Here is an 18,277-nt window from a genome sequence, read left to right as displayed (position 1 = left end):
GACTAAAATCGCCTCTCATGTCGAAGCCTGACCAACTGCTCGTTGACGTCGCCGCCCTGGTGGAGTCTGGGCACAGCAATCAGATGTCTCTGACCGTGGTCGCCGGTGGTGCTGTCATCACGGGCCGGCTGGCTCCCGAAGCCCTCTGGAGGCAGCGGGTGTCGGAGGTCCTGGCGGACTCGGCCCGCCTGAGCGATTTCTCCGCTGTCTTCACTGCTACTACGTGCAAGGAGGGGCCGCCCACGCATCTGCATTTCCATGTGGCGCGGATTCTGCAGGGCACGGTGGGGATCCCGGAGACGGGCGGGATGTACCGCGTGGCGATCGAGGACGTCAGTGCCTGGACCATGGGCGACTTCAGCTACTCCGACCACTGACCCCCGCCGGGTCGAGAAGCGGACGGTATGCGGTGAGGGCCCGACCGGCGCATGCCGGTCGGGCCCTCACTGCTGTTTGGTGGCGGCTCGCGCCTGCCCCTCGGTCAGACGACCACAGGGGCGCCGAGCATCGCGGAAGCCTGTTGGAACGGGTCGAGGACGCGCGTGGGCGCGGCGGTCCGAGGAAGGCCGCGGCAGGTGAAGCCGAGCTGTGTCATGGCCCGGAGGACTTCGCCGGCGCTGAAATCGCGGGGGTCCTGGCGTGTGATGACCTGGCCGACCTGCTTGACGGGGTAGGTGCGGCGGCCGATGATCACGGACTCGCCGATGACCTGCTCGGGCCTGATGCCCTTCATGGATTCCAGGACGCCGCTCTTGGTGAGGTCGAACGGGAAGCGGGCGATGACGCAGCGCATGATGCCTCACAGGGAGAAGAACGAAGGGGGATGGTTCTGCCGCGGTGAGGCGGTTCAGCGGGCAAGGGCGAGGACGCCCGGAGCGCTGACTTGTTCGTCGGCGACAGGCAGGGCATCGAGCCGGCGGTAGCGCATGGCGTGCTCGGCTTCGGCCATCGTGTTCACGGGCGAGGTGAACGGCCCGCAGGCGCCGAGGATGTCGCGCAGCTGGATCCGGTCCGTGTACGCGGAGCTGTCGTGGACGGCGATGAGCTGGGCCTGGGTGACCAGTGCGGTGCACAGGCCGTCGTTGTCGCAGATGAGCAGGTGCCCGGTGCGGGCGCTTGCCATGACGGACAGGGCGACCTCGATGGTCATGTCGTCGCAGACCTGCGGTGCGCCTGTGTCCATGGCGTCGACCGCCGTCCTGTGTACGGGGGTGGCATTCGCCGAGCGGGGCTGCATCTGAACCAGCGTCAAAAGGTGCCTCCTGCAGAGATGGGTCAGTTTCCTGATCACGAAGGTTCTAGGCCGCCGCATCGAAGGAGGACTGCCGCACGGTTACGCGCCGGGCAGCCGAAGCGGGGCTGCGCCGGCCGCGGGAGGCCGTGCTGCGCTTGCGCCGCTCGGCCACCGGCGCGGTGATCGTCACGGGGACGCCGGAGGGGGTCTGGGCGCCGGTGATCCGGCTGAGTGCCTCTTCGCCGGAGCGGACCTGGGTGGTCTGGGGCACGATGCCGGCGGCCGTCATGAGGCGGGTCATGGCGCGGCGCTGGTTGGGGGTGACCAGGGTGACGACGCTGCCGGACTCGCCTGCGCGGGCGGTACGGCCGCCGCGGTGGAGGTAGTCCTTGTGGTCGGTCGGTGGGTCGACGTTGACGACGAGGTCGAGGTTGTCGACGTGGATGCCGCGGGCCGCGACGTTTGTCGCGACGAGCACGGTGACGTGCCCGGTCTTGAACTGGGTCAGGGTGCGGGTGCGCTGCGGCTGTGACTTCCCGCCGTGCAGGGCGGCGGCCCGTACTCCGCTGTTCAGCAGGTCCTGCGTCAGCCGGTCGACGGCGTGCTTGGTGTCCAGGAACATGATCACCCGGCCCTCGCGTGCCGCGATCTCCGTCGTCGTCCGGTGCTTGTCGGCGCCGTGCACGTGCAGGACGTGGTGTTCCATCGTGGTGACCGCGCCCGCGGACGGGTCGACGGAGTGGACGACCGGATCGGTGAGGTAGCGGCGGACCAGGAGGTCGACGTTGCGGTCGAGGGTGGCGGAGAACAGCAGCCGCTGGCCCTCGGGGCGGACCTGGTCCAAGAGCCAGGTGACCTGGGGCATGAAGCCCATGTCGGCCATCTGATCGGCCTCGTCCAGGACGGTGATCGCGACCTGGTTCAGTCGGCAGTCACCGCGGTCGATGAGGTCCTTGAGGCGGCCCGGCGTCGCGACGACCACCTCGGCGCCACCGCGCAGCGCGTTGGCCTGCCTGCCTATCGGCATTCCGCCGACGACGGTGGCCAGGCGCAGCTTCACCGAGCGGGCGTAGGGGGTGAGTGCGTCGGTCACCTGCTGGGCCAGCTCACGCGTCGGCACGAGGATCAGGGCCAGCGGCTGGCGGGGCTCGGCGCGCTGTCCGGCGGTTCGGGCCAGCAGGGCCAAGCCGAAGGCGAGGGTTTTGCCGGAGCCGGTGCGCCCGCGTCCCAGGGCGTCGCGGCCCGCGAGGGTGTTGGGCAGGGTCGCGCCCTGGATCGGGAACGGGACGCTCACGCCTTGCGCGGTGAGCGCGGCCCGCAGCTGCTCGGGCATGTCGAGGTCGGCGAACGCCTCGACCGCGGGCAGCGCGGGAGTGATCGTCTCCGGCAGGGCGAACTCGCCCTGGACCGCTGCGGGCCGCCGGCCGTGGCCGCCCGAGCGGCTCGGCCCCCCTGAACGGCTCGGGGCGGGTGAGCCGAAGCGGCCTCCCCGCCCCGAAGCGGTGCCGGAGCCGAAAACAGGGCCGCCGGTGCGGCGGCGGGGGTGGGAGGAGCGGCCGTTCTTACGTGTGGGGTTCATTGAGAACCTTCCTTGATACGGCACGTATCAAGGAATTCCCGCAGCGGAAGCGCAGCGCGGGGAATCACGAGAACGGGCCGAATAGAATGCGAAAGCGAATGTAAATCCGGTGCGGGGTGCAGGCGATGAAATGGGTGACGTCACGTGGACGTGAAATCCCGGACGTCGACGGGTGCAGCTCCGAAGAGGCGCGCATCCATGAGGAAGGGGCTGCGGGCGGTGTTGTCCCACAGGTGGCACCACTGCGGGAAATGCCCGCAGCTGGGTCCCGCACCCCGAGGGATGCGGGCCCCAGCTGCAAAGTGCGCGTCAGCGTCAGGCGGGAACGATGTTCTCGGCCGTCGGGCCCTTTTGACCCTGCGCGATGTCGAAGGTGACCTTCTGGCCTTCGAGCAGCTCACGGAAGCCCTGGGCGGCGATGTTCGAGAAGTGGGCGAACACGTCAGGGCCGCCACCGTCCTGCTCGATGAAGCCGAAACCCTTGGCTGCGTTGAACCACTTCACGACGCCTGACGCCATGTCATATCTCCTTTGGGGCAGTACGCCGGGACCCGCGATGCACGGATGCCGGGTCGCCGCGATGATGCCCCGTCCGGAAAATCACCGGCAACACGAAAACGCTTCCAGTGGCTGGAAATACCGGCGAAGGCGCTTTAAGTTTTGGGAACCACAACTGCAACTGAGATCGACAGTAGCATGCGGCAGAGACCCGCGTACGGTAAATAATTCGGCTCTGCCAGCTGCGACAAGAACACTGGCCGCGCGGCACGTTAAACCCTCACCTCGCGGTCATAGATATTGATCCACCCGGAACGCAGCGTTTCCGGAAGAGCGGTCGCCCTTCACGGCTCGGAGGACACGCGTATTCCGGTGACACGATCCGTACCACTCAGCCCGGCGCCGGCCTCGTCGGCCCGTACGCCGGCCCCGACAAGATCAGGGCCGGGCAGCAATTGCTGCGCGGCCCTGATCACGTGCGCCCCAGATCCCGCCACCGTCGCCTGACGGCCAACGCCAGCTGTTCGGGTGAACCCGTCGGACAGCAGGGCCTGCCCCGAGGCAGGCGTACGCTCCGAGCGCGGGCGGGAAGGGGTCCCTGCGGCACAGCACAGCGAAACACCCACGCCGAAGGCGTGGGTGAAGGGAACTTCCGAACCACGACAGGTGAGCCCAGACGCTATACGTCCGCACACCCTGTCACCATAGGAACGATCCATGCGCCACACCCCCGACACGCGGGACCCGCCGGTACCCGGCGGGCGTACCACCTCAGACCGCGGGCGGTGAATCCACCGATTCGGCGGCGCGGCGGTATTCGGTGTTGATGCGCTGGGCTTCCTCGAGCTGGTCTTCGAGGATGATGATGCGGCAGGCGGCCTCGATGGGGGTGCCCTGGTCGACGAGCTCGCGCGCTCGGGCCGCGATGCGCAGCTGGTAGCGGGAGTAGCGGCGGTGGCCACCCGCGGAGCGGAGCGGGGTGATCAGGCGGGCTTCGCCGATGGCGCGGAGGAAGCCCTGGGTGGTGCCGAGCATCTCGGCGGCCCGGCCCATGGTGTAGGCGGGGTAGTCGTCGTCATCGAGACGGCCGAACGAGTCGTCTGCTGTCATTGCACCTCTCTGTGGAACGCGTGGAGGGGCCCTGGCGCCGTACTGGCACCAGGGCCCCGAAGGAACTACTACACCATCTGCCGGCCCTGATACCGCGCCGGCCTTCTGTGTCCGCTGACCCGACCTGGAAGTTGTCGGGGGTGCGGGGATCGCGGTTGCTTGACCGGAGACCACCTCACTATCGATGTCCTGCGGTACCCGGACTCAGACTTCCGCCCGGGCGATCCTGATGGCGCTCGGCTCCTCCGTTCTTCCCTCTTGATCAACATCTACCGCGTACTGCTGGTACTGCGTACTGCTCAGCGGCCTGTGACAATGCCGCTCTTCGGCAGCCGGCCCCGTCGCCCGTCCTGCGTCTGCTCGGCTTAGAACCCACTGCCGAACTTCCCGGTGCGCGCGCCTGCAGCCGACGCCTTCACCGAGGTACTGCTCACTCACTTCACTGCTGGGTACTGCGAACTGCACTTACGGGTACTGCCACTGCGGTACTGCTCATGGCGGCCCCTGATCACTACGGGCCACCCGGTCCGGTCGTCAGTCCCGTCGCCGTCCTGCAACAACCCTGGCTTCGAAACTCCACCACCGCACCGTCCCGCGAACTGCAACTGCGGGTACTGCTGCCCGGCAGTTCGTGTCTGCCGGGCTTGCTTGATCTCGGCTACGAGAGAAACCATAACCACACCACCACCCAATGTCTACTCCAGCCAACACAGATTTTCGTTCGCCGGTCAGAGAGATAGTCGTCCTCGACCGCAGAGGGGCACGTGGCGGCACAATCCAGCCGGGGCGCCCGCTCCGAGCAGCGCCGTTGCGCGGCCTCGACTCCGCGAACACCACAGCTTCCCCGTCCGACTGCGTGGATGACCGGCCAGGCACGCTCCACAGCCGGGGTTTCGTGTGGTTAACGCGCGCAGGCTGGGGCACGGTTGCGTCCGGGGAGGTGGTGTACGGGTTCGACCTGATACGGGGTTTCCTCCGGCGTTGGGATGAGCCCCGCATAGAGGAACGGCCACCGGCTGATCTTCGAGGTGTCGAAGCTCGAAGGAGATCAGCACGATGACCGCACCGACAGTCTGCCCCTGCACGCCCTCGCCGAAGACAACCTCGCCGCGGCGAGTCCCGACCTGCTGCGCGCGATGGTCAAGACGTTCGCCGACGCGCTCATGTCCGCGGAGGCCGATGCCCTCTGCAACGCCGAATACGGCCAGGTCAGCGATGAGCGAGTCAACCACCGCAACGGATATCGTCCGCGCGAGTGGGACACCCGGGCGGGCACCGTCGAGCTCGCCATCCCCAAGCTACGCAGCGGGAGCTACTTTCCGCACTGGCTGCTGGAACGCAGGCGGCGTGCCGAGCAGGCCGCCCTTATCAGCGTGGTCGCCACCGCCTACCTGCTGGGCGTTTCCACCCGCCGAGTGGAAAAGCTCGCCGAGTCCCTAGCTACTTGCCCCTGAAGAAGTCGGGGCTGCTGGCGGTGTGACGCTTTGGGGAGAGCTGGTGGGAGCCATCGGTTGGCCGGGACAGTTGACGTAGGTCATCGGCAGCCGGGGGTGGTGGCGATGTTGCGTGTCGCGGGAGTGCAGGACTCGTGGTGGGACGTGCTGCCGGAACAGGCGCGACAGCTGTCCCCGGAGCTGGCCCGGATCGATGCGTTCTTGGACGACGAACGGTTCATTGCCCCGTGGCGGGCGGTGTTCGCCGAGCGGCTGGGGCGTCCCTCGGTCCCGGTCGAGACACTGCTGAGGCTGCTGTACCTCAAGCATCGCTACGAGCTCGGCTACGAGACGTTATGCCGCGAGGTGGCGGATTCGCTGAGCTGGCGGCGGTTTTGCAGGATCCCGTTGACCTCTCCGGTGCCGCACCCCACCACGCTGATCAAACTGGTATGAGCTTGTTCCGCTTTGACGGACATTCGAGATCAGGGTGCTCTACCGGGGTCACACCGTCTGCGGCCCCATGAGCCGGACGATGAGGTCGTCGAGGCTGACCAGGCCGGTGACCCTGCCGCTGCTGTCGCGCACGACGGCGAGTGAGGCGCGGCGCTGGCGGAGCTGTTCGACCGCGTGCGAGACCGTGTCGCCTGATGCCAGGTCAGGTACGGGGCGAGCGAGGTCGCGGGCGGTCAGGACGCGGCCGCGGGCGCGGGCGACCAGAGCGTCGCGGGCGTGGACCGAGCCGAGGACCTGCTCGCCGTCACGGACGAGGAGGCGGGAGCGGTCGGCCGCGGCAGCTTGGGCGAGGATCGCCTCGGGGTCCGCGTCGGCGGGGACGCTCACGATGTCCTGTGCCGGGATCTGGAGGTCGGCGACCGGGGTCTGGGGTTCGGTGAGGGAGCGGGTGATCAGGTCGGAGTCGGTGGTGTTGATCAGGCCGAGGCGCTCGGATTCCTCGACCAGGTGAGTCAGCTGCTCGCGGTTGTGTACGGCGGTCAGCTCGTCGCGCGGCTGTACGCGGCACAGGCGTACCAGCGCGTTGCTGACCTTGTTGAGGAGCCAGATCAGCGGCCGTACGGTCTTGACGAGGGCGCGGAAGGGCGGGGCGAGGAGCATCGCGGAGCGTTCCGGGTGGGCGATGGCCCAGGACTTGGGCGCCATTTCACCGAGCACCATGTGCAGGAAGACCACGATGATCATGGCCAGGGTGAAGGCGATTCCGTAGCTGAGTCCGGCGGGCAGGCCCAGCTTCTCCAGGAGGGGGTCGACCTGGTGGGAGATGGCGGGCTTGGAGATCGAGCCCAGGCCCAGGGTGCAGATGGTGATGCCGAGCTGGGCGCCGGCGAGCATCAGGGACAGTTCGCGCATTCCGGCGAGTGCGGCCTTGGCGCCGCGCTGTCCCTCGGCGGCGGCCTTCTCCATGCGGTGCCGTTTGGCGGCGACCAGGGCGAATTCGGCGGCGACGAAGAAGCCGCTGCCGATCAGCAGCAGGACGGTGACGAAGAGTGCCATCGGGAAACTCATGCCTGCGGCTCCTGGACCTGGTCCTGCTTGGTGGTGAGGCGTTCGATGCGTACGCGCTCGGGGACGTGGCGGTCGAGGCTGAGGACCTCGATGTCCGCCCAGCCGTTGTTGGGCAGGTCCACGGTGAGGCGGTCCCCGATGGCCGGGAACCGTCCGAGGCGGTCGATGATCAGGCCGGCCACGGTGTCGTAGTCGTCCTCTTCGGGGAGGGCGATGCCGGTGGCGTCCTCGATCTCGTCGAGGCGGCGGCCGGCGTCCACCAGCCAGCCGTCCCCGTCGGCGACCGCGAGATGGATGACGGTGTCGGTCTCGTCCGCGATGTCGCCGACCAGCTCCTCGGCGATGTCTTCGTACGTGACGATTCCGGCGAGGCCGCCGTGCTCGTCCAGGACGACGGCGAACTCGTCGTCCCGCTCACGCATCTGTGCCACCGCCTGGGGCAGCGGCAGCGTGTCGGGCAGCAGCAGGGGGCGGCGGGCCGTCTCGCCCGCGGTGGCGCGCTCGAAGTCGGCAGCCGGCAGCCAAGTCAGGTCCCGGACGCCGAGCACACCGGTGATGTCGTCCGGATGGTCGCCGAAGACAGGGTAGTTGGAGTGACCGTGCTTCGCGATCAGCTCGACCGCTTCGGTGAGGGTCGCCTCCTTGCGGACGAACACGGCGTCAGCGCGCGGCACCATCACCTCGTCGAGCGTGCGCTCGGAGAACTGCAGGGCGTGGTCGAGGAGCTCGGCGGTGTCGGCGGGCAGCTGCCCCTGCTCGTGGGATTCGCCGATCAGGTGGCTGAGTTCCTCGAGGGTGGCGCCGTGGTGGAGCTCCTCGACCGGTTCGATGCCGACCTTGCGCAGCAGCTTGTTCGCGGCGCCGTCGAAGACGTGCACCACCGGGCCGACGATCTTCAAGTAGATGAGGGTGGAAGATGCGAGGGACTTGGCGAGCCGCTCCGGTACGGCCAGCGCCAGGTTCTTCGGGGCCAGCTCGCCCAGGACCATCTGCAGCACCGTGGCCAGCACGAAGGCAAGGGTGACCGAGATGGCCGAGACCGTGCCGTCGGACAGCCGGGTCGACTGAGGCGGACCATCGCGCGATACAGGGCGGTCGGCGGGGGTGCGTCGGGCAGCGGGGTGTCGGGGGTGGCGTAGGAGCGGAGCATGTGGGCGACGAGGCGGCGCCAGGTGTCGGGGGCGGCGTCGCCGGTGGCGTTGACGACGCCGGCGTTGGCCATGAGCAGGACGACGAGGTCCTGGCTGGCGAAGTCCTCGCGCAGGTGGCCGCTGTCCTTGGCGCGACGTTGGCCATGAGCAGGACGACGAGGTCCTGGCTGGCGAAGTCCTCGCGCAGGTGGCCGCTGTCCTTGGCGCGGTCGATGAGTTCGAGGAAGCCGTTGTACGCCTCGGTGCGCCGGGTCTCCAGGGCTTTGGCGGCGGGAAAGGTCATTGGGGTGTCGCACGGCCAAGGGCGTACGGCCGCCGAGTCCGGGGCGGAGGTTGGCGACCGTTCAGGGGCTCTGTGGTGCAATGACATCTGACCGGCACCGGGCCCGGGCGCCGCCCCCTCGCCCACTCGGCAGGGGCCCTGAGCACCGGCGGCCAGTAAAAGAGCGAGGAGTCACCGTGACCGTATGCGGGCCTGGCGAAGAAGGCAGGCCGACCGCTCGTCTTCCCGACAGCAGGGGTGGCCGGGGCAGGGCGATGACTCTGGCGGGGGCGCTGGCGGCGGCGGAGGCCGCGGCGCCGGTGGAGTCCCTTGACGTGGTCGCCCGAATGCTCAAGGAGCACCTCGGGGCCGCGTCGGTATCGTTCCTGATCACCGACTTCACCGGCGGCTCGGTCGTACGGCTGGGGGCGGCGGGCAGCGTCGAGACCGATGAACCCGCCCGGCGCATCATGTTGCGGGGAACCCTCTACGACGACGTGATCCGCACCCAGCGGCCGAGCGTGGAGGACATGGGCGACGGCGGTCTGGTGCGGCTCGTCGCCCCGGTGACCAACCGTGGGGACGCCATCGGGCTCCTGGAACTGTTCTTGCCCGTGGCACCGGACGCGGAGGTGATGCAAGAGGTCAGCGAGACCGCGCACGCCCTGGCGTACATCGTCATCGCGAACCGGTCCTTCACCGACGTGTACCAGTGGGGCCGCCGCACCACTCCGCTGAGCCTGGCCGCGGAGATCCAGCACCGGCTGCTCCCGGCGTCGCTGGCGTGTGAGGCGGCGCAGTTCGCGGTGGCCGGGGCGCTGGAGCCGGCCGACCACGTCGGGGGCGACACCTTCGACTACGTGGTCGACCGGGACACGGTCCAGCTCTCCGTCACCGACGCCATGGGGCACGATGTCGACGCCGCACTGCTGGCCACTCTCCTGGTGGGCGCTCTGCGCCGGGCACGGCGGGCCGGTGCCGACCTCGCCGAACAGGGCCGCCAGGCCGACCAGGCTGTGCGCGAGCACGGCCGCCATGGCTTCGTCACCGGCCAGCTCCTGCGTATCAGCCTGATCGACGGCAAGACCGAGTTCATCAACGCCGGGCACCCCTGGCCGCTGCTGATGCGCGACGGACAGGTGCGGGAGATCACTCCGAAGATCGATGCGCCGTTCGGCTTTCATGCCCCTCACGGCTACCGGGTCCAGTCGCTGGAACTGCGGCCGGGTGACCGGCTGGTGATGCTGACCGACGGCATGCTGGAGCGCAACGCCCACAGTCTTGATCTGTCGGACCGGATCGTCCGCACCCGCGCGCTGCATCCCCGTGAGGCCGCCCGCACCCTCATCGCGGCGGTCCTTGACGCCAACCACGGTCACCTGCAGGACGACGCGACCGTCATGTGCCTGGACTGGCACGGCGTCGGCCACTCCCGGCGGGACGCCGACACCGGCGCCGACCTCGCCGACGCCTCCGCCCCCTCGCGGACGAAACGGGCCACTCCCGGGCGATGACTCGAGGACTGCTCCGATGCCCCGCTCGGCGGCCCTTGGGCGGGCAAAGCGGCGGGGCGGACGGCTTGCGCGAATGGCGCGATACCTCGGCGGCCATTCGGCGAGCGGCGCGAGCCAGAACGTACGGTCAGTAAACGGCCAGGGAGATGGCGATGTAGTGCGCGGTGAAGGCTGCCACGGTCAGGGCGTGGAACACCTCGTGAAAGCCGAACCAACGCGGTGAGGGGTCGGGACGCTGCAGGGCGTAGACGACCGCGCCCGCGCTGTAGAGGAGACCACCGGTCACCACCAAGGTGAGTACGGCCGCTCCGCCGGTGTGCAGGAAGTCGGGCAGATAGCGCACGGGTGCCCACCCCAGGGCCAGGTAGCACGGGGTGTACAGCCAGCGCGGAGCTGCGACCCACAGGACCCGGAACGCGATGCCGGCCAACGCGCCCGCCCACACGATCCACAGCAGCACGGACCGCTGGCCCGGCGGGAGGAGGACCACGGCCAGGGGGGTGCAGGTGCCGGCGATGATCAGGAAGATGTTGGCATGGTCGAGACGTCGCAGAAGAGCCTCGCCGAGCGGCCCCCAAGTACCGCGGTGGTAGATGGCGCTCGTCGCGAACAGCAGCCAGGCGGTGACCGAGTACACGGCGCAGGCCAGGGCCGCCTGCGGGGTGCGGGCCAGGCAGATGAGCACGATGCCTGCGATCAGTGCGGCGGGGACCATTCCGGCGTGGAGCCAGCCACGCAACCTCGGCTTGATCGGTTCGGCCAGGTCGGCCACCCGCTCCACCAGAGCAGCAACCGAGTGAGCCCCCTCCCCCGCATGGTCGCCCGGTGATTCGTCGGGTAGCCCGTCTGCACGGCGCTCTCCACGCGCTGACGCGACGTGACCACATTCGACTTCAGCGGCGTCGCGGGACACAGCTTCTCGTCCTCCTCCGGGCTCCTGGGCGTCACTGGCAACCATGCGGTCATGCTAGGAAACCTCACCCCGACAGCATGACGGGAAGCCGGTCCAGAACCCCAGGGCCACGTCGCCGGGCCCGGGCCGGTTCGCCACCGTGTGAACTCCAGCCCCGTTGACACTGCCGCCGATTGGGCCTGCCGAAGCCGAATAGAGCGGCTGGTCATGGGAACGATCAGGGCTTCCGAACGGGCATCTCCGCTCGCCTACGCACAAGGTTCGCCGATGCTTCCTGAGGTCCGCCCCCACGTATCCAGCGCCCTCGCAGGCCAGTTGGAACACCAACTGGACCTGGCTCCGCTCTCGGGGCCGGCCGGCTCGATGTGGCGGGCGTCGCCGGCATCGCAGTCGTCGCAGCTGCCCACTGCGACGGCTATGCGGCCACCGGCCGTGTCCTCGGGCTGCTGGCCGCGCTGCCTGCCCCCACCAAGGCGGGAGAACGCTTTTGGTCGGACCTGTGGAGGTCGTCGGGCACCGCGTACCTGCTGCCCGTCAACATCAAGGCTCTGGTGCTGCGTTCGCTGGCAGGAGAGGGAACCGCCCTGGCCCGGCAGGTCCTCTCGGCCGTCGATGAGATGACCCCTCCCCAGCGCGTCGCAGCCGGGGGGTGATCGGTCAGGCCCTCGTCGAGTCCGACCATCTGCCCGACCTCAAGACACAGGTCATCGGGGAACTGTGGCTCCGAGATCTCGAGCTCACCGCCCGGCGCGTCCTGCACGCAGACCGCAGGTCGGACGATCCGGCTGTGTCAACGGCCATGTGGTTCTCCCGCGACACGTCAGGCTGGACGGAAAGCCTTCCTCGACGCCTGGACGAGCGTCTGAACGTCGGCTCCTCCAAGCTGCACGGCGGCCGCGCAGGACATGCGGCTCCCGTGCCCGACGACACTTGCAGCGGCTGAGGTCAGGAAGTTCCGGGCCGAAGTCGCACCGGCCCCGGGCCTCCACAGATCAGGGGCCGCGCAGCAATGGCTGCGCGACCCCTGTTCCGGTGCCGTCCCGGCACGAGAGCAGGCGCCTTCGTCCAGGTGGGCGGCAGGGCCCGCACGGGCGGCGGCCACCGGACGCGGCGTGCGCGATCCCTCGGGCAGGTCTGCGAGCTCAGGCCAGGTTGATGTTCTCGGCCTGCGGGCCCTTCTGGCCCTGGGTGACGTCGAACGTCACGGCCTGGCCCTCCTGGAGCTCACGAAAGCCTGTGGAGTTGATCGCGGAGTAGTGCGCGAAGACATCCGGGCCGCCGCCGTCCTGGGCGATGAAACCGAAGCCCTTCTCCGCGTTGAACCACTTCACAGTTCCCGTAGCCATGGTCATGCCTTCCAGTCGATGAACACCTGCCACTCCATGTGGCAGACGGAGGTGATCGCCCTGGTCCCTGCGGCACAGCACAGCAAAACGCCCACACCAAAGGCGTGGGTAAGAGGGAATTCCGAACCACGACAGCTGACGCAGACGCTACACGCCCACACGCCGCGTCACCATAGGAAATGATCACACCGCGCACCGAGACCGCGCGTGCGGTGCCCGCCGACGCTGACGGGCACGCTCATCTCATGCCGTTGTCGTTGGATTCGCTGATTCGGCGGCGCGGCGGTATTCGGTGTTGATGCGCTGGGCTTCCTCGAGCTGGTCTTCGAGGATGATGATGCGGCAGGCGGCCTCGATGGGGGTGCCCTGGTCGACGAGCTCGCGCGCTCGGGCCGCGATGCGCAGCTGGTAGCGGGAGTAGCGGCGGTGGCCACCCGCGGAGCGGAGCGGGGTGATCAGGCGGGCTTCGCCGATGGCGCGGAGGAAGCCCTGGGTGGTGCCGAGCATCTCGGCGGCCCGGCCCATGGTGTAGGCGGGGTAGTCGTCATCATCGAGACGGCCGAACGAGTCGTCTGCTGTCATTGCACCTCTCTGTGGAACGCGTGGAGGGGCCCTGGCGCCGTACTGGCACCAGGGCCCCGAAGGAACTACTACACCATCTGCCGGCCCTGATACCGCGCCGGCCTTCTGTGTCCGCTGACCCGACCTGGAAGTTGCCGGGGGTGCGGGGATCGCGGTTGCTTGACCGGAGACCACCTCACTATCGATGTCCTGCGGTACCCGGACTCAGACTTCCGCCCGGGCGATCCTGATGGCGCTCGGCTCCTCCGTTCTTCCCTCTTGATCAACTACTTACCAACGGGGACTGCGTACTGCGGTACTGCTGGTGATGCGAACCGATCAGTGGCCTGCGACAGCGCCACTCTTCGACAGCCGGCCCCGTCGCCCGTCCTGCATCTGCTCTGGCTTAGAACCCCACTGCCGAACTTCCCGGTGCGCGCGCCTGCAGCCGACGCCTTCACCGAGGTACTGCTCACTCACTTCACTGCTGGGTACTGCGAACTGCACTTACAGGTACTGCCACTGCGGTACTGCTCATGGCGGCCCCTGATCACTACGGGCCACCCGGTCCGGTCGTCAGTCCCGTCGCCGTCCTGCAACAACCCTGGCTTCGAAACTCCACCACCGCACCGTCCCGCGAACTGCAACTGCGGGTACTCCTGCCCGGCAGTTCATCTCTGCCGAGCCCTGGTGTCTCTCTGGGCTACGAGAGAAACCATAACCACACCACCACCCAATGTCTACTCCGGCTGGCATAGATTTCCGCGCGGATGGTCAACCGCCTCGCCCGCGCCACCGCGGTCACCCGCCGGGCCTCCGGCGGCAAGACCGTGAGCGCCCTTCTTGCCCGGTAGCGCCACCGCTCAAGCAGCCCGATGGCCGGTGAATATAATCTGCCTCGTGTCGAAGCCTGACGAACTACTGGTTGACGTCGCCGCCCTGGTGGAGTCCGGCCAGAGCACCCAGATGTCCCTGACCGTGGTCACCGGTGGTGCTGTCATCACCGGTCGGCTGGCTCCCGAAGCAGTGTGGCGACAGAGGGTCTCGGAGGTACTGACGGACTCGGACCGCCTGGGCGAGTTCGCCGCCGTCTTCGTCACCCCCGCGACGAACGGGCCGCCTACGCATCTGCACTTCCATGTCGCCCGGATCCTGCAGGGCACGGTGGGGATCCCGGAGACAGGCGGGATGTACCGTGTCGCGATCGAAAACGTCAGCGCTTGGACCGTGGGCGACTTCAGCTATTCCGACCGCTGAACAATCACTGCGACAAAAACCCGCTGAACAGCAGTGTGGGCCCGACCGGCGTACCGGTCGGGCCCACACTGCTGGTCAGGTGTCGGCTCGTGCCTGTTTACACGGTCAGACCGTGACGGGGGTGCCGAGCATCGCGGAGGCGTGCTGCATCGGGCTGAGAATGCCCAGGGGCGCGGCCTTGGGGACGGCGCGGCAGGTGAAGCCGAGCTGAGTCATGGCCCGGAGGACTTCGGCGGCGCTGAAGTCACGGCGGTCCTGGCGGGTGATGACCTGGCCGACCTGCTTGACGGGGTAGTGACGGCGGCCGATGGTCACGGATTCGCCGGTGACCGGTTCGGGCTTGATGCCCTTCATCGATTCCAGCACGCCACCCTTGGTGAGCTCGAAGGGGAAGCGGGCGATGACGCAGCGCATGTGGCCTCACAGAGAGAAGGGGAGAACGGTCCGACCAGGGGTGAGTCGTTTCAGCGACGGAGGGCGAGGATGCCCGGGTCGCTGCCTTGCTCGTCGACGACCCGCAGGGCACCGAGCCGGCGGGAGCGCATCGCTTGCTCGGCTTCGGCCATCGTGGTCACGGGTGAGGTGAACGATCCGTGGTCGCCGAGGATGTCGCGCAGACGGACGCGGTCCGTGTAAACGGAGCTGTTGCGGACGACGGTGAGTTCGCTCCGGGTGACCAGGCCGGTGCACTGGTCGTCCTGGTCGCAAACGACCAGTCGGCCCGTGCGGGCGGCGGCCATGACGGCCAGCGCCACCTCCACGCTCATGTCGTCACAGACCTGCGGTCCGGCCGCGTCCATGACCTCCACCGCCGTCCTGTGAACGGGGTTGACGTCCACCGGGCGGGGCTGCATCTGAACCAGTGTCAAAAGGTGCCTCCTGCAGAGATGGGTCAGCTTCCTGATCACGAAGGTTCTAGGCCGCCGCGTCGAAGACGGACTTGCGTACCGGGGCGCGCCGGGTCGCCGAAGAGGGGCGGCGTCGGCCTCGGGAGGAGGCGTTGCGCTTTGGGCGTTCGACCACCGGTGCGGTGATGACGACCGGGATGCCGGACGGGGCCTGGGCACCGGTGATCCGGCTCAGGGCCTCGCCGCCCGAGCGGATCTGGGTGGTCTGCGGCCGGATTCCGGCGTCCGACATGAGGCGGACCATGCTGCGGCGCTGGTTCGGTGTGACGAGCGTGACGACGCTGCCGGACTCGCCTGCGCGGGCGGTACGGCCGCCGCGGTGGAGGTAGTCCTTGTGGTCGGTCGGCGGATCGACGTTGACGACGAGGTCGAGGTTGTCGACGTGGATGCCGCGCGCCGCGACATTGGTCGCCACCAGCACGGTGACGTGCCCCGTCTTGAACTGCGCCAGCGTGCGGGTGCGCTGCGGCTGCGACTTCCCGCCGTGCAGGGCGGCGGCCCGTACCCCGCTGTTCAGCAGGTCCTGCGTCAGCCGGTCGACGGCGTGCTTGGTGTCCAGGAACATGATCACGCGGCCGTCGCGGGCGGCGATCTCGGTCGTGGCGGCGTGCTTGTCGGCGCCGTGGACGTGCAGGACGTGGTGCTCCATCGTCGTGACCGCACCGGCCGACGGGTCGACCGAATGCACGACGGGGTCGGTCAGATACCGGCGCACCAGCAGGTCGACGTTACGGTCCAGGGTGGCGGAGAACAGCATCCGCTGCCCCTCCGGACGCACCTGGTCGAGCAGCGCGGTGACCTGCGGCATGAAGCCCATGTCGGCCATCTGGTCGGCCTCGTCCAGGACGGTGATCGCGACCTGGTTCAGTCGGCACTCGCCACGGTCGATGAGGTCCTTGAGCCGTCCGGGCGTCGCGACGACCACCTCGGCCCCGCCTCGCAGCGCGCCGGCCTGCTTGCCGATCGACATCCCGCCCACCACCGTGGCCAGCCGCAGCTTGACGGAACGGGCGTAGGGGGTGAGTGCGTCGGTCACCTGCTGCGCCAGCTCACGCGTCGGTACGAGGATCAATCCCAGCGGCTGGCGGGGCTCAGCACGCTGTCCAGCGGTGCGGGCGAGCAGGGCGAGGCCGAACGCGAGGGTCTTGCCGGAACCGGTGCGCCCGCGGCCCAGGACGTGCCGTCCCGCCAGGGAGTTCGGCAGCGTCGCCCCCTGGATCGGGAACGGTGCGGTCACCCCCTGCTTGCCGAGTTCGGTCAGCAGTTGTTCAGGCATGGCGAGATCGGCGAAGCCCTCAACGGCGGGCAGCGCGGGGGTGATCGTTTTGGGGAGCGCGAACTCACCCTGCACCGCGGCGGGCCGGGGGCCGTAACCGCCGGAGCGGGCCGGCCCGCCCGAACGGCGTGGTGCCTGCGAGCCGAAGCGGGTGCCACCCCTTCCGGCGTCGGCACTGCCATTACGGGCGCGGGCGGGGCGGTCGTTCGTGTATGTGTGGTTCATGCGGAACCTTCCTCGATGTGGCACATATCAAGGAATTCCCGCACCGATGAGCAGCATGGAGAATTACGAGTATGGACCGGCGGCAAAAGAAAGCAGATGTGGCCGGCAGAAATCTCCGCGAGCGCAGATGCTGCAATTAGTCACGCGATGGGGATTTGAGATCCGAGCGTCGGCTGCGGATGCGCCTGCATCCTGGAGGAGCAGCTGCTCGTGGTTGGACTGCGGATTCCTCCGCGTCGTCATGCGGGTGAAACCGCTGCGGGAGATGCGTGCAGCTGGGGCCCGCACCCCGAAGGATGCGGGCCCCAGCTACAGATTGTGCGTGAGCGTCAGGCCGGAACGATGTTCTCGGCCGTCGGGCCCTTCTGGCCCTGCGCGATGTCGAAGTTGACCTTCTGACCTTCGAGCAGCTCACGGAAGCCCTGCGCGGCAATGTTCGAGTAGTGGGCGAACACGTCCGCGCCGCCACCGTCCTGCTCGATGAAGCCGAAGCCCTTTTCCGCGTTGAACCACTTCACGGTACCAGCAGCCATGTCATATCTCCTTTGGGGGCAGTACATCGGAATCCGCACCGTACGGACACCGTGTCGCCGCGATGATTACCCCGCCCGGAAATGACCGGATTCACAAAAGTGCTCCCGACCGGCAGAAGCCGGGTCGGGGGCACTTGAAGTTTTGGGAACCACAACTGCAACTGAGATCGACAGTAGCACGCTGGAACGGCCTGCGCACGTTACATAATTCCGCTCCGCCCATTGCAGCAAAAACTCTTCCTGCACGATCCGTCAAACTCTCACCTCGCGGGAACAGATATTGCTTCACTCGGGTGCGATGTTTCGGAAAGAGCGGTGTCGTCAGCCGCACCCCGGGCCGCCGGGGCGGAAATCACCTACACGGCCGTCCGCAAGATCATCGTGCTTGCGACCCCGCCTTTGGACAGCTACCGAATCCCGTCTGTGTCGGAAGCGTGAACGTCCACGAACTCACCTCCCGGGCGACGAGCCACTGGGCCAGGTACCGGCCCAAGCCGGTCGCGCGCTCAACAGCCAACCCTGGACGCTGCGCGCCGTCGTAACCCACCGCGCACAGAGGATTCGCCAGGCCATCCCGGCGGGGCTTTGCCCCATCACCGGCGCTCTCACTCACGTCTCACGAACAGGGTCGACGCTCCCGGACCACAAGACCTTGACCTGCGCGTATACGCCTCGCGTGGACCACCTGGACCGCACAAGACGCGATCTACAACCTGTGCCATGTGGTGCCCAGTGAGGGAGCCAGGATCAGGACCGGGGCGTCTTCTGGCCCGTCAACGCGGTATTGCAGGGTGTTCGGTGGTGTCTCGCTCACCCGCCCGACCCTCTCATGCATCACCGAATCTCACGTGGCCGGGGCGAACCTAGCGGATCTCGCCCCTCGCGCGACGAGAGTCCGGCACCGCCGGCCCTCGAGGGTCCGGGTACGCGTTCTCCGACGTGTACTCGCGACC

The 18,277-nt window shown here is 68.2% G+C and carries 18 protein-coding genes and 3 pseudogenes; 7 read left to right on the top strand and 14 right to left on the bottom strand.

Annotated elements, in window-relative coordinates:
• Positions 1–17 precede the first annotated feature (17 nt).
• Positions 18–377, top strand: a complete 360-nt coding sequence (locus OG766_RS29675; protein WP_266386862.1) for a hypothetical protein — start codon at positions 18–20, stop codon at positions 375–377.
• A 104-nt stretch (positions 378–481) separates the two neighbouring features.
• Here OG766_RS29675 and OG766_RS29670 read toward each other — a convergent pair whose 3' ends face one another.
• The 5 genes from OG766_RS29670 to OG766_RS29650 form a co-directional block, all read right to left on the bottom strand.
• Complete coding sequence (locus tag OG766_RS29670) at positions 482–793, bottom strand: SCO5918 family protein (protein ID WP_266386864.1); 312 nt, start codon at positions 791–793, stop codon at positions 482–484.
• A 54-nt stretch (positions 794–847) separates the two neighbouring features.
• Positions 848–1,252 carry a CBS domain-containing protein gene (locus tag OG766_RS29665; RefSeq protein WP_266386867.1) on the bottom strand — a complete coding sequence of 135 codons (405 nt, stop codon included), beginning with the start codon at positions 1,250–1,252 and terminating at the stop codon, positions 848–850.
• Positions 1,253–1,298: 46 nt separating this feature from the next.
• Positions 1,299–2,813, bottom strand: a complete 1,515-nt coding sequence (locus tag OG766_RS29660) for a DEAD/DEAH box helicase (RefSeq protein ID WP_266386870.1) — start codon at positions 2,811–2,813, stop codon at positions 1,299–1,301.
• Between the two features lie 315 nt (positions 2,814–3,128).
• Positions 3,129–3,332: a cold-shock protein gene (locus tag OG766_RS29655; RefSeq protein ID WP_266386873.1), complete on the bottom strand. Its 204-nt coding sequence runs from the start codon at positions 3,330–3,332 to the stop codon at positions 3,129–3,131.
• Positions 3,333–4,082: 750 nt separating this feature from the next.
• Positions 4,083–4,421, bottom strand: coding sequence for a MerR family transcriptional regulator (locus tag OG766_RS29650; RefSeq protein ID WP_266386875.1), 339 nt, complete (start codon positions 4,419–4,421; stop codon positions 4,083–4,085).
• Between the two features lie 1,073 nt (positions 4,422–5,494).
• On the opposite strand from OG766_RS29650, the pseudogene OG766_RS29645 reads away from it, so the two are divergent.
• Positions 5,495–5,860, top strand: a pseudogene (locus OG766_RS29645) (transposase); the annotation flags it as partial.
• A 120-nt stretch (positions 5,861–5,980) separates the two neighbouring features.
• Positions 5,981–6,307 (top strand): annotated as a pseudogene (locus tag OG766_RS29640) (transposase); the annotation flags it as partial.
• A 51-nt stretch (positions 6,308–6,358) separates the two neighbouring features.
• On the opposite strand, the gene OG766_RS29635 reads toward OG766_RS29640, so the two are convergent.
• Positions 6,359–7,378, bottom strand: coding sequence for a hemolysin family protein (locus OG766_RS29635; protein WP_266386877.1), 1,020 nt, complete (start codon positions 7,376–7,378; stop codon positions 6,359–6,361).
• A pseudogene (locus OG766_RS29630) lies at positions 7,375–8,433 on the bottom strand (hemolysin family protein); the annotation flags it as partial. The gene OG766_RS29635 and the pseudogene OG766_RS29630, both read right to left, overlap by 4 nt.
• A gap of 95 nt (positions 8,434–8,528) precedes the next feature.
• Between OG766_RS29630 and OG766_RS29625 the strand changes: the two are divergent.
• A complete protein-coding gene (locus OG766_RS29625) occupies positions 8,529–8,903 on the top strand; it encodes a hypothetical protein (RefSeq protein WP_328726594.1) in 375 nt (124 codons plus the stop codon).
• Between the two features lie 163 nt (positions 8,904–9,066).
• Positions 9,067–10,305 (top strand): PP2C family protein-serine/threonine phosphatase, encoded by a 1,239-nt coding sequence (locus tag OG766_RS29620; protein WP_328726593.1) that lies wholly within the window; start codon positions 9,067–9,069, stop codon positions 10,303–10,305.
• A gap of 127 nt (positions 10,306–10,432) precedes the next feature.
• Here OG766_RS29620 and trhA read toward each other — a convergent pair whose 3' ends face one another.
• Complete coding sequence (trhA, locus tag OG766_RS29615; RefSeq protein ID WP_423247206.1) at positions 10,433–11,218, bottom strand: PAQR family membrane homeostasis protein TrhA; 786 nt, start codon at positions 11,216–11,218, stop codon at positions 10,433–10,435.
• A 365-nt stretch (positions 11,219–11,583) separates the two neighbouring features.
• Here trhA and OG766_RS29610 point away from each other — a divergent pair, with 365 nt between their 5' ends.
• Positions 11,584–11,871 (top strand): hypothetical protein, encoded by a 288-nt coding sequence (locus tag OG766_RS29610; RefSeq protein ID WP_266386937.1) that lies wholly within the window; start codon positions 11,584–11,586, stop codon positions 11,869–11,871.
• 489 nt (positions 11,872–12,360) lie between these two features.
• Here the strand turns inward: OG766_RS29610 and OG766_RS29605 are convergent, their stop codons facing one another.
• Entirely contained in the window at positions 12,361–12,564 is a 204-nt protein-coding gene (locus OG766_RS29605) for a cold-shock protein (RefSeq protein ID WP_030052720.1), read from the bottom strand.
• A 243-nt stretch (positions 12,565–12,807) separates the two neighbouring features.
• Entirely contained in the window at positions 12,808–13,146 is a 339-nt protein-coding gene (locus tag OG766_RS29600) for a MerR family transcriptional regulator (RefSeq protein WP_266386940.1), read from the bottom strand.
• An 879-nt stretch (positions 13,147–14,025) separates the two neighbouring features.
• Here OG766_RS29600 and OG766_RS29590 point away from each other — a divergent pair.
• Complete coding sequence (locus OG766_RS29590; protein ID WP_328726591.1) at positions 14,026–14,382, top strand: hypothetical protein; 357 nt, start codon at positions 14,026–14,028, stop codon at positions 14,380–14,382.
• Between the two features lie 105 nt (positions 14,383–14,487).
• Here the strand turns inward: OG766_RS29590 and OG766_RS29585 are convergent, their stop codons facing one another.
• The 4 genes from OG766_RS29585 to OG766_RS29570 form a co-directional block, all read right to left on the bottom strand.
• Positions 14,488–14,796 (bottom strand): SCO5918 family protein, encoded by a 309-nt coding sequence (locus OG766_RS29585; protein WP_266386945.1) that lies wholly within the window; start codon positions 14,794–14,796, stop codon positions 14,488–14,490.
• 50 nt (positions 14,797–14,846) lie between these two features.
• Complete coding sequence (locus tag OG766_RS29580; protein ID WP_266386948.1) at positions 14,847–15,251, bottom strand: CBS domain-containing protein; 405 nt, start codon at positions 15,249–15,251, stop codon at positions 14,847–14,849.
• Between the two features lie 46 nt (positions 15,252–15,297).
• Complete coding sequence (locus OG766_RS29575; RefSeq protein ID WP_266386951.1) at positions 15,298–16,791, bottom strand: DEAD/DEAH box helicase; 1,494 nt, start codon at positions 16,789–16,791, stop codon at positions 15,298–15,300.
• A 329-nt stretch (positions 16,792–17,120) separates the two neighbouring features.
• Entirely contained in the window at positions 17,121–17,324 is a 204-nt protein-coding gene (locus OG766_RS29570) for a cold-shock protein (RefSeq protein WP_003973099.1), read from the bottom strand.
• Positions 17,325–18,277 lie beyond the last annotated feature (953 nt).

The organism is Streptomyces sp. NBC_00259, assembly GCF_036181745.1.
Classification (GTDB): domain Bacteria; phylum Actinomycetota; class Actinomycetes; order Streptomycetales; family Streptomycetaceae; genus Streptomyces; species Streptomyces pratisoli.
This window is presented reverse-complemented; position numbering and strand designations above follow the sequence as displayed.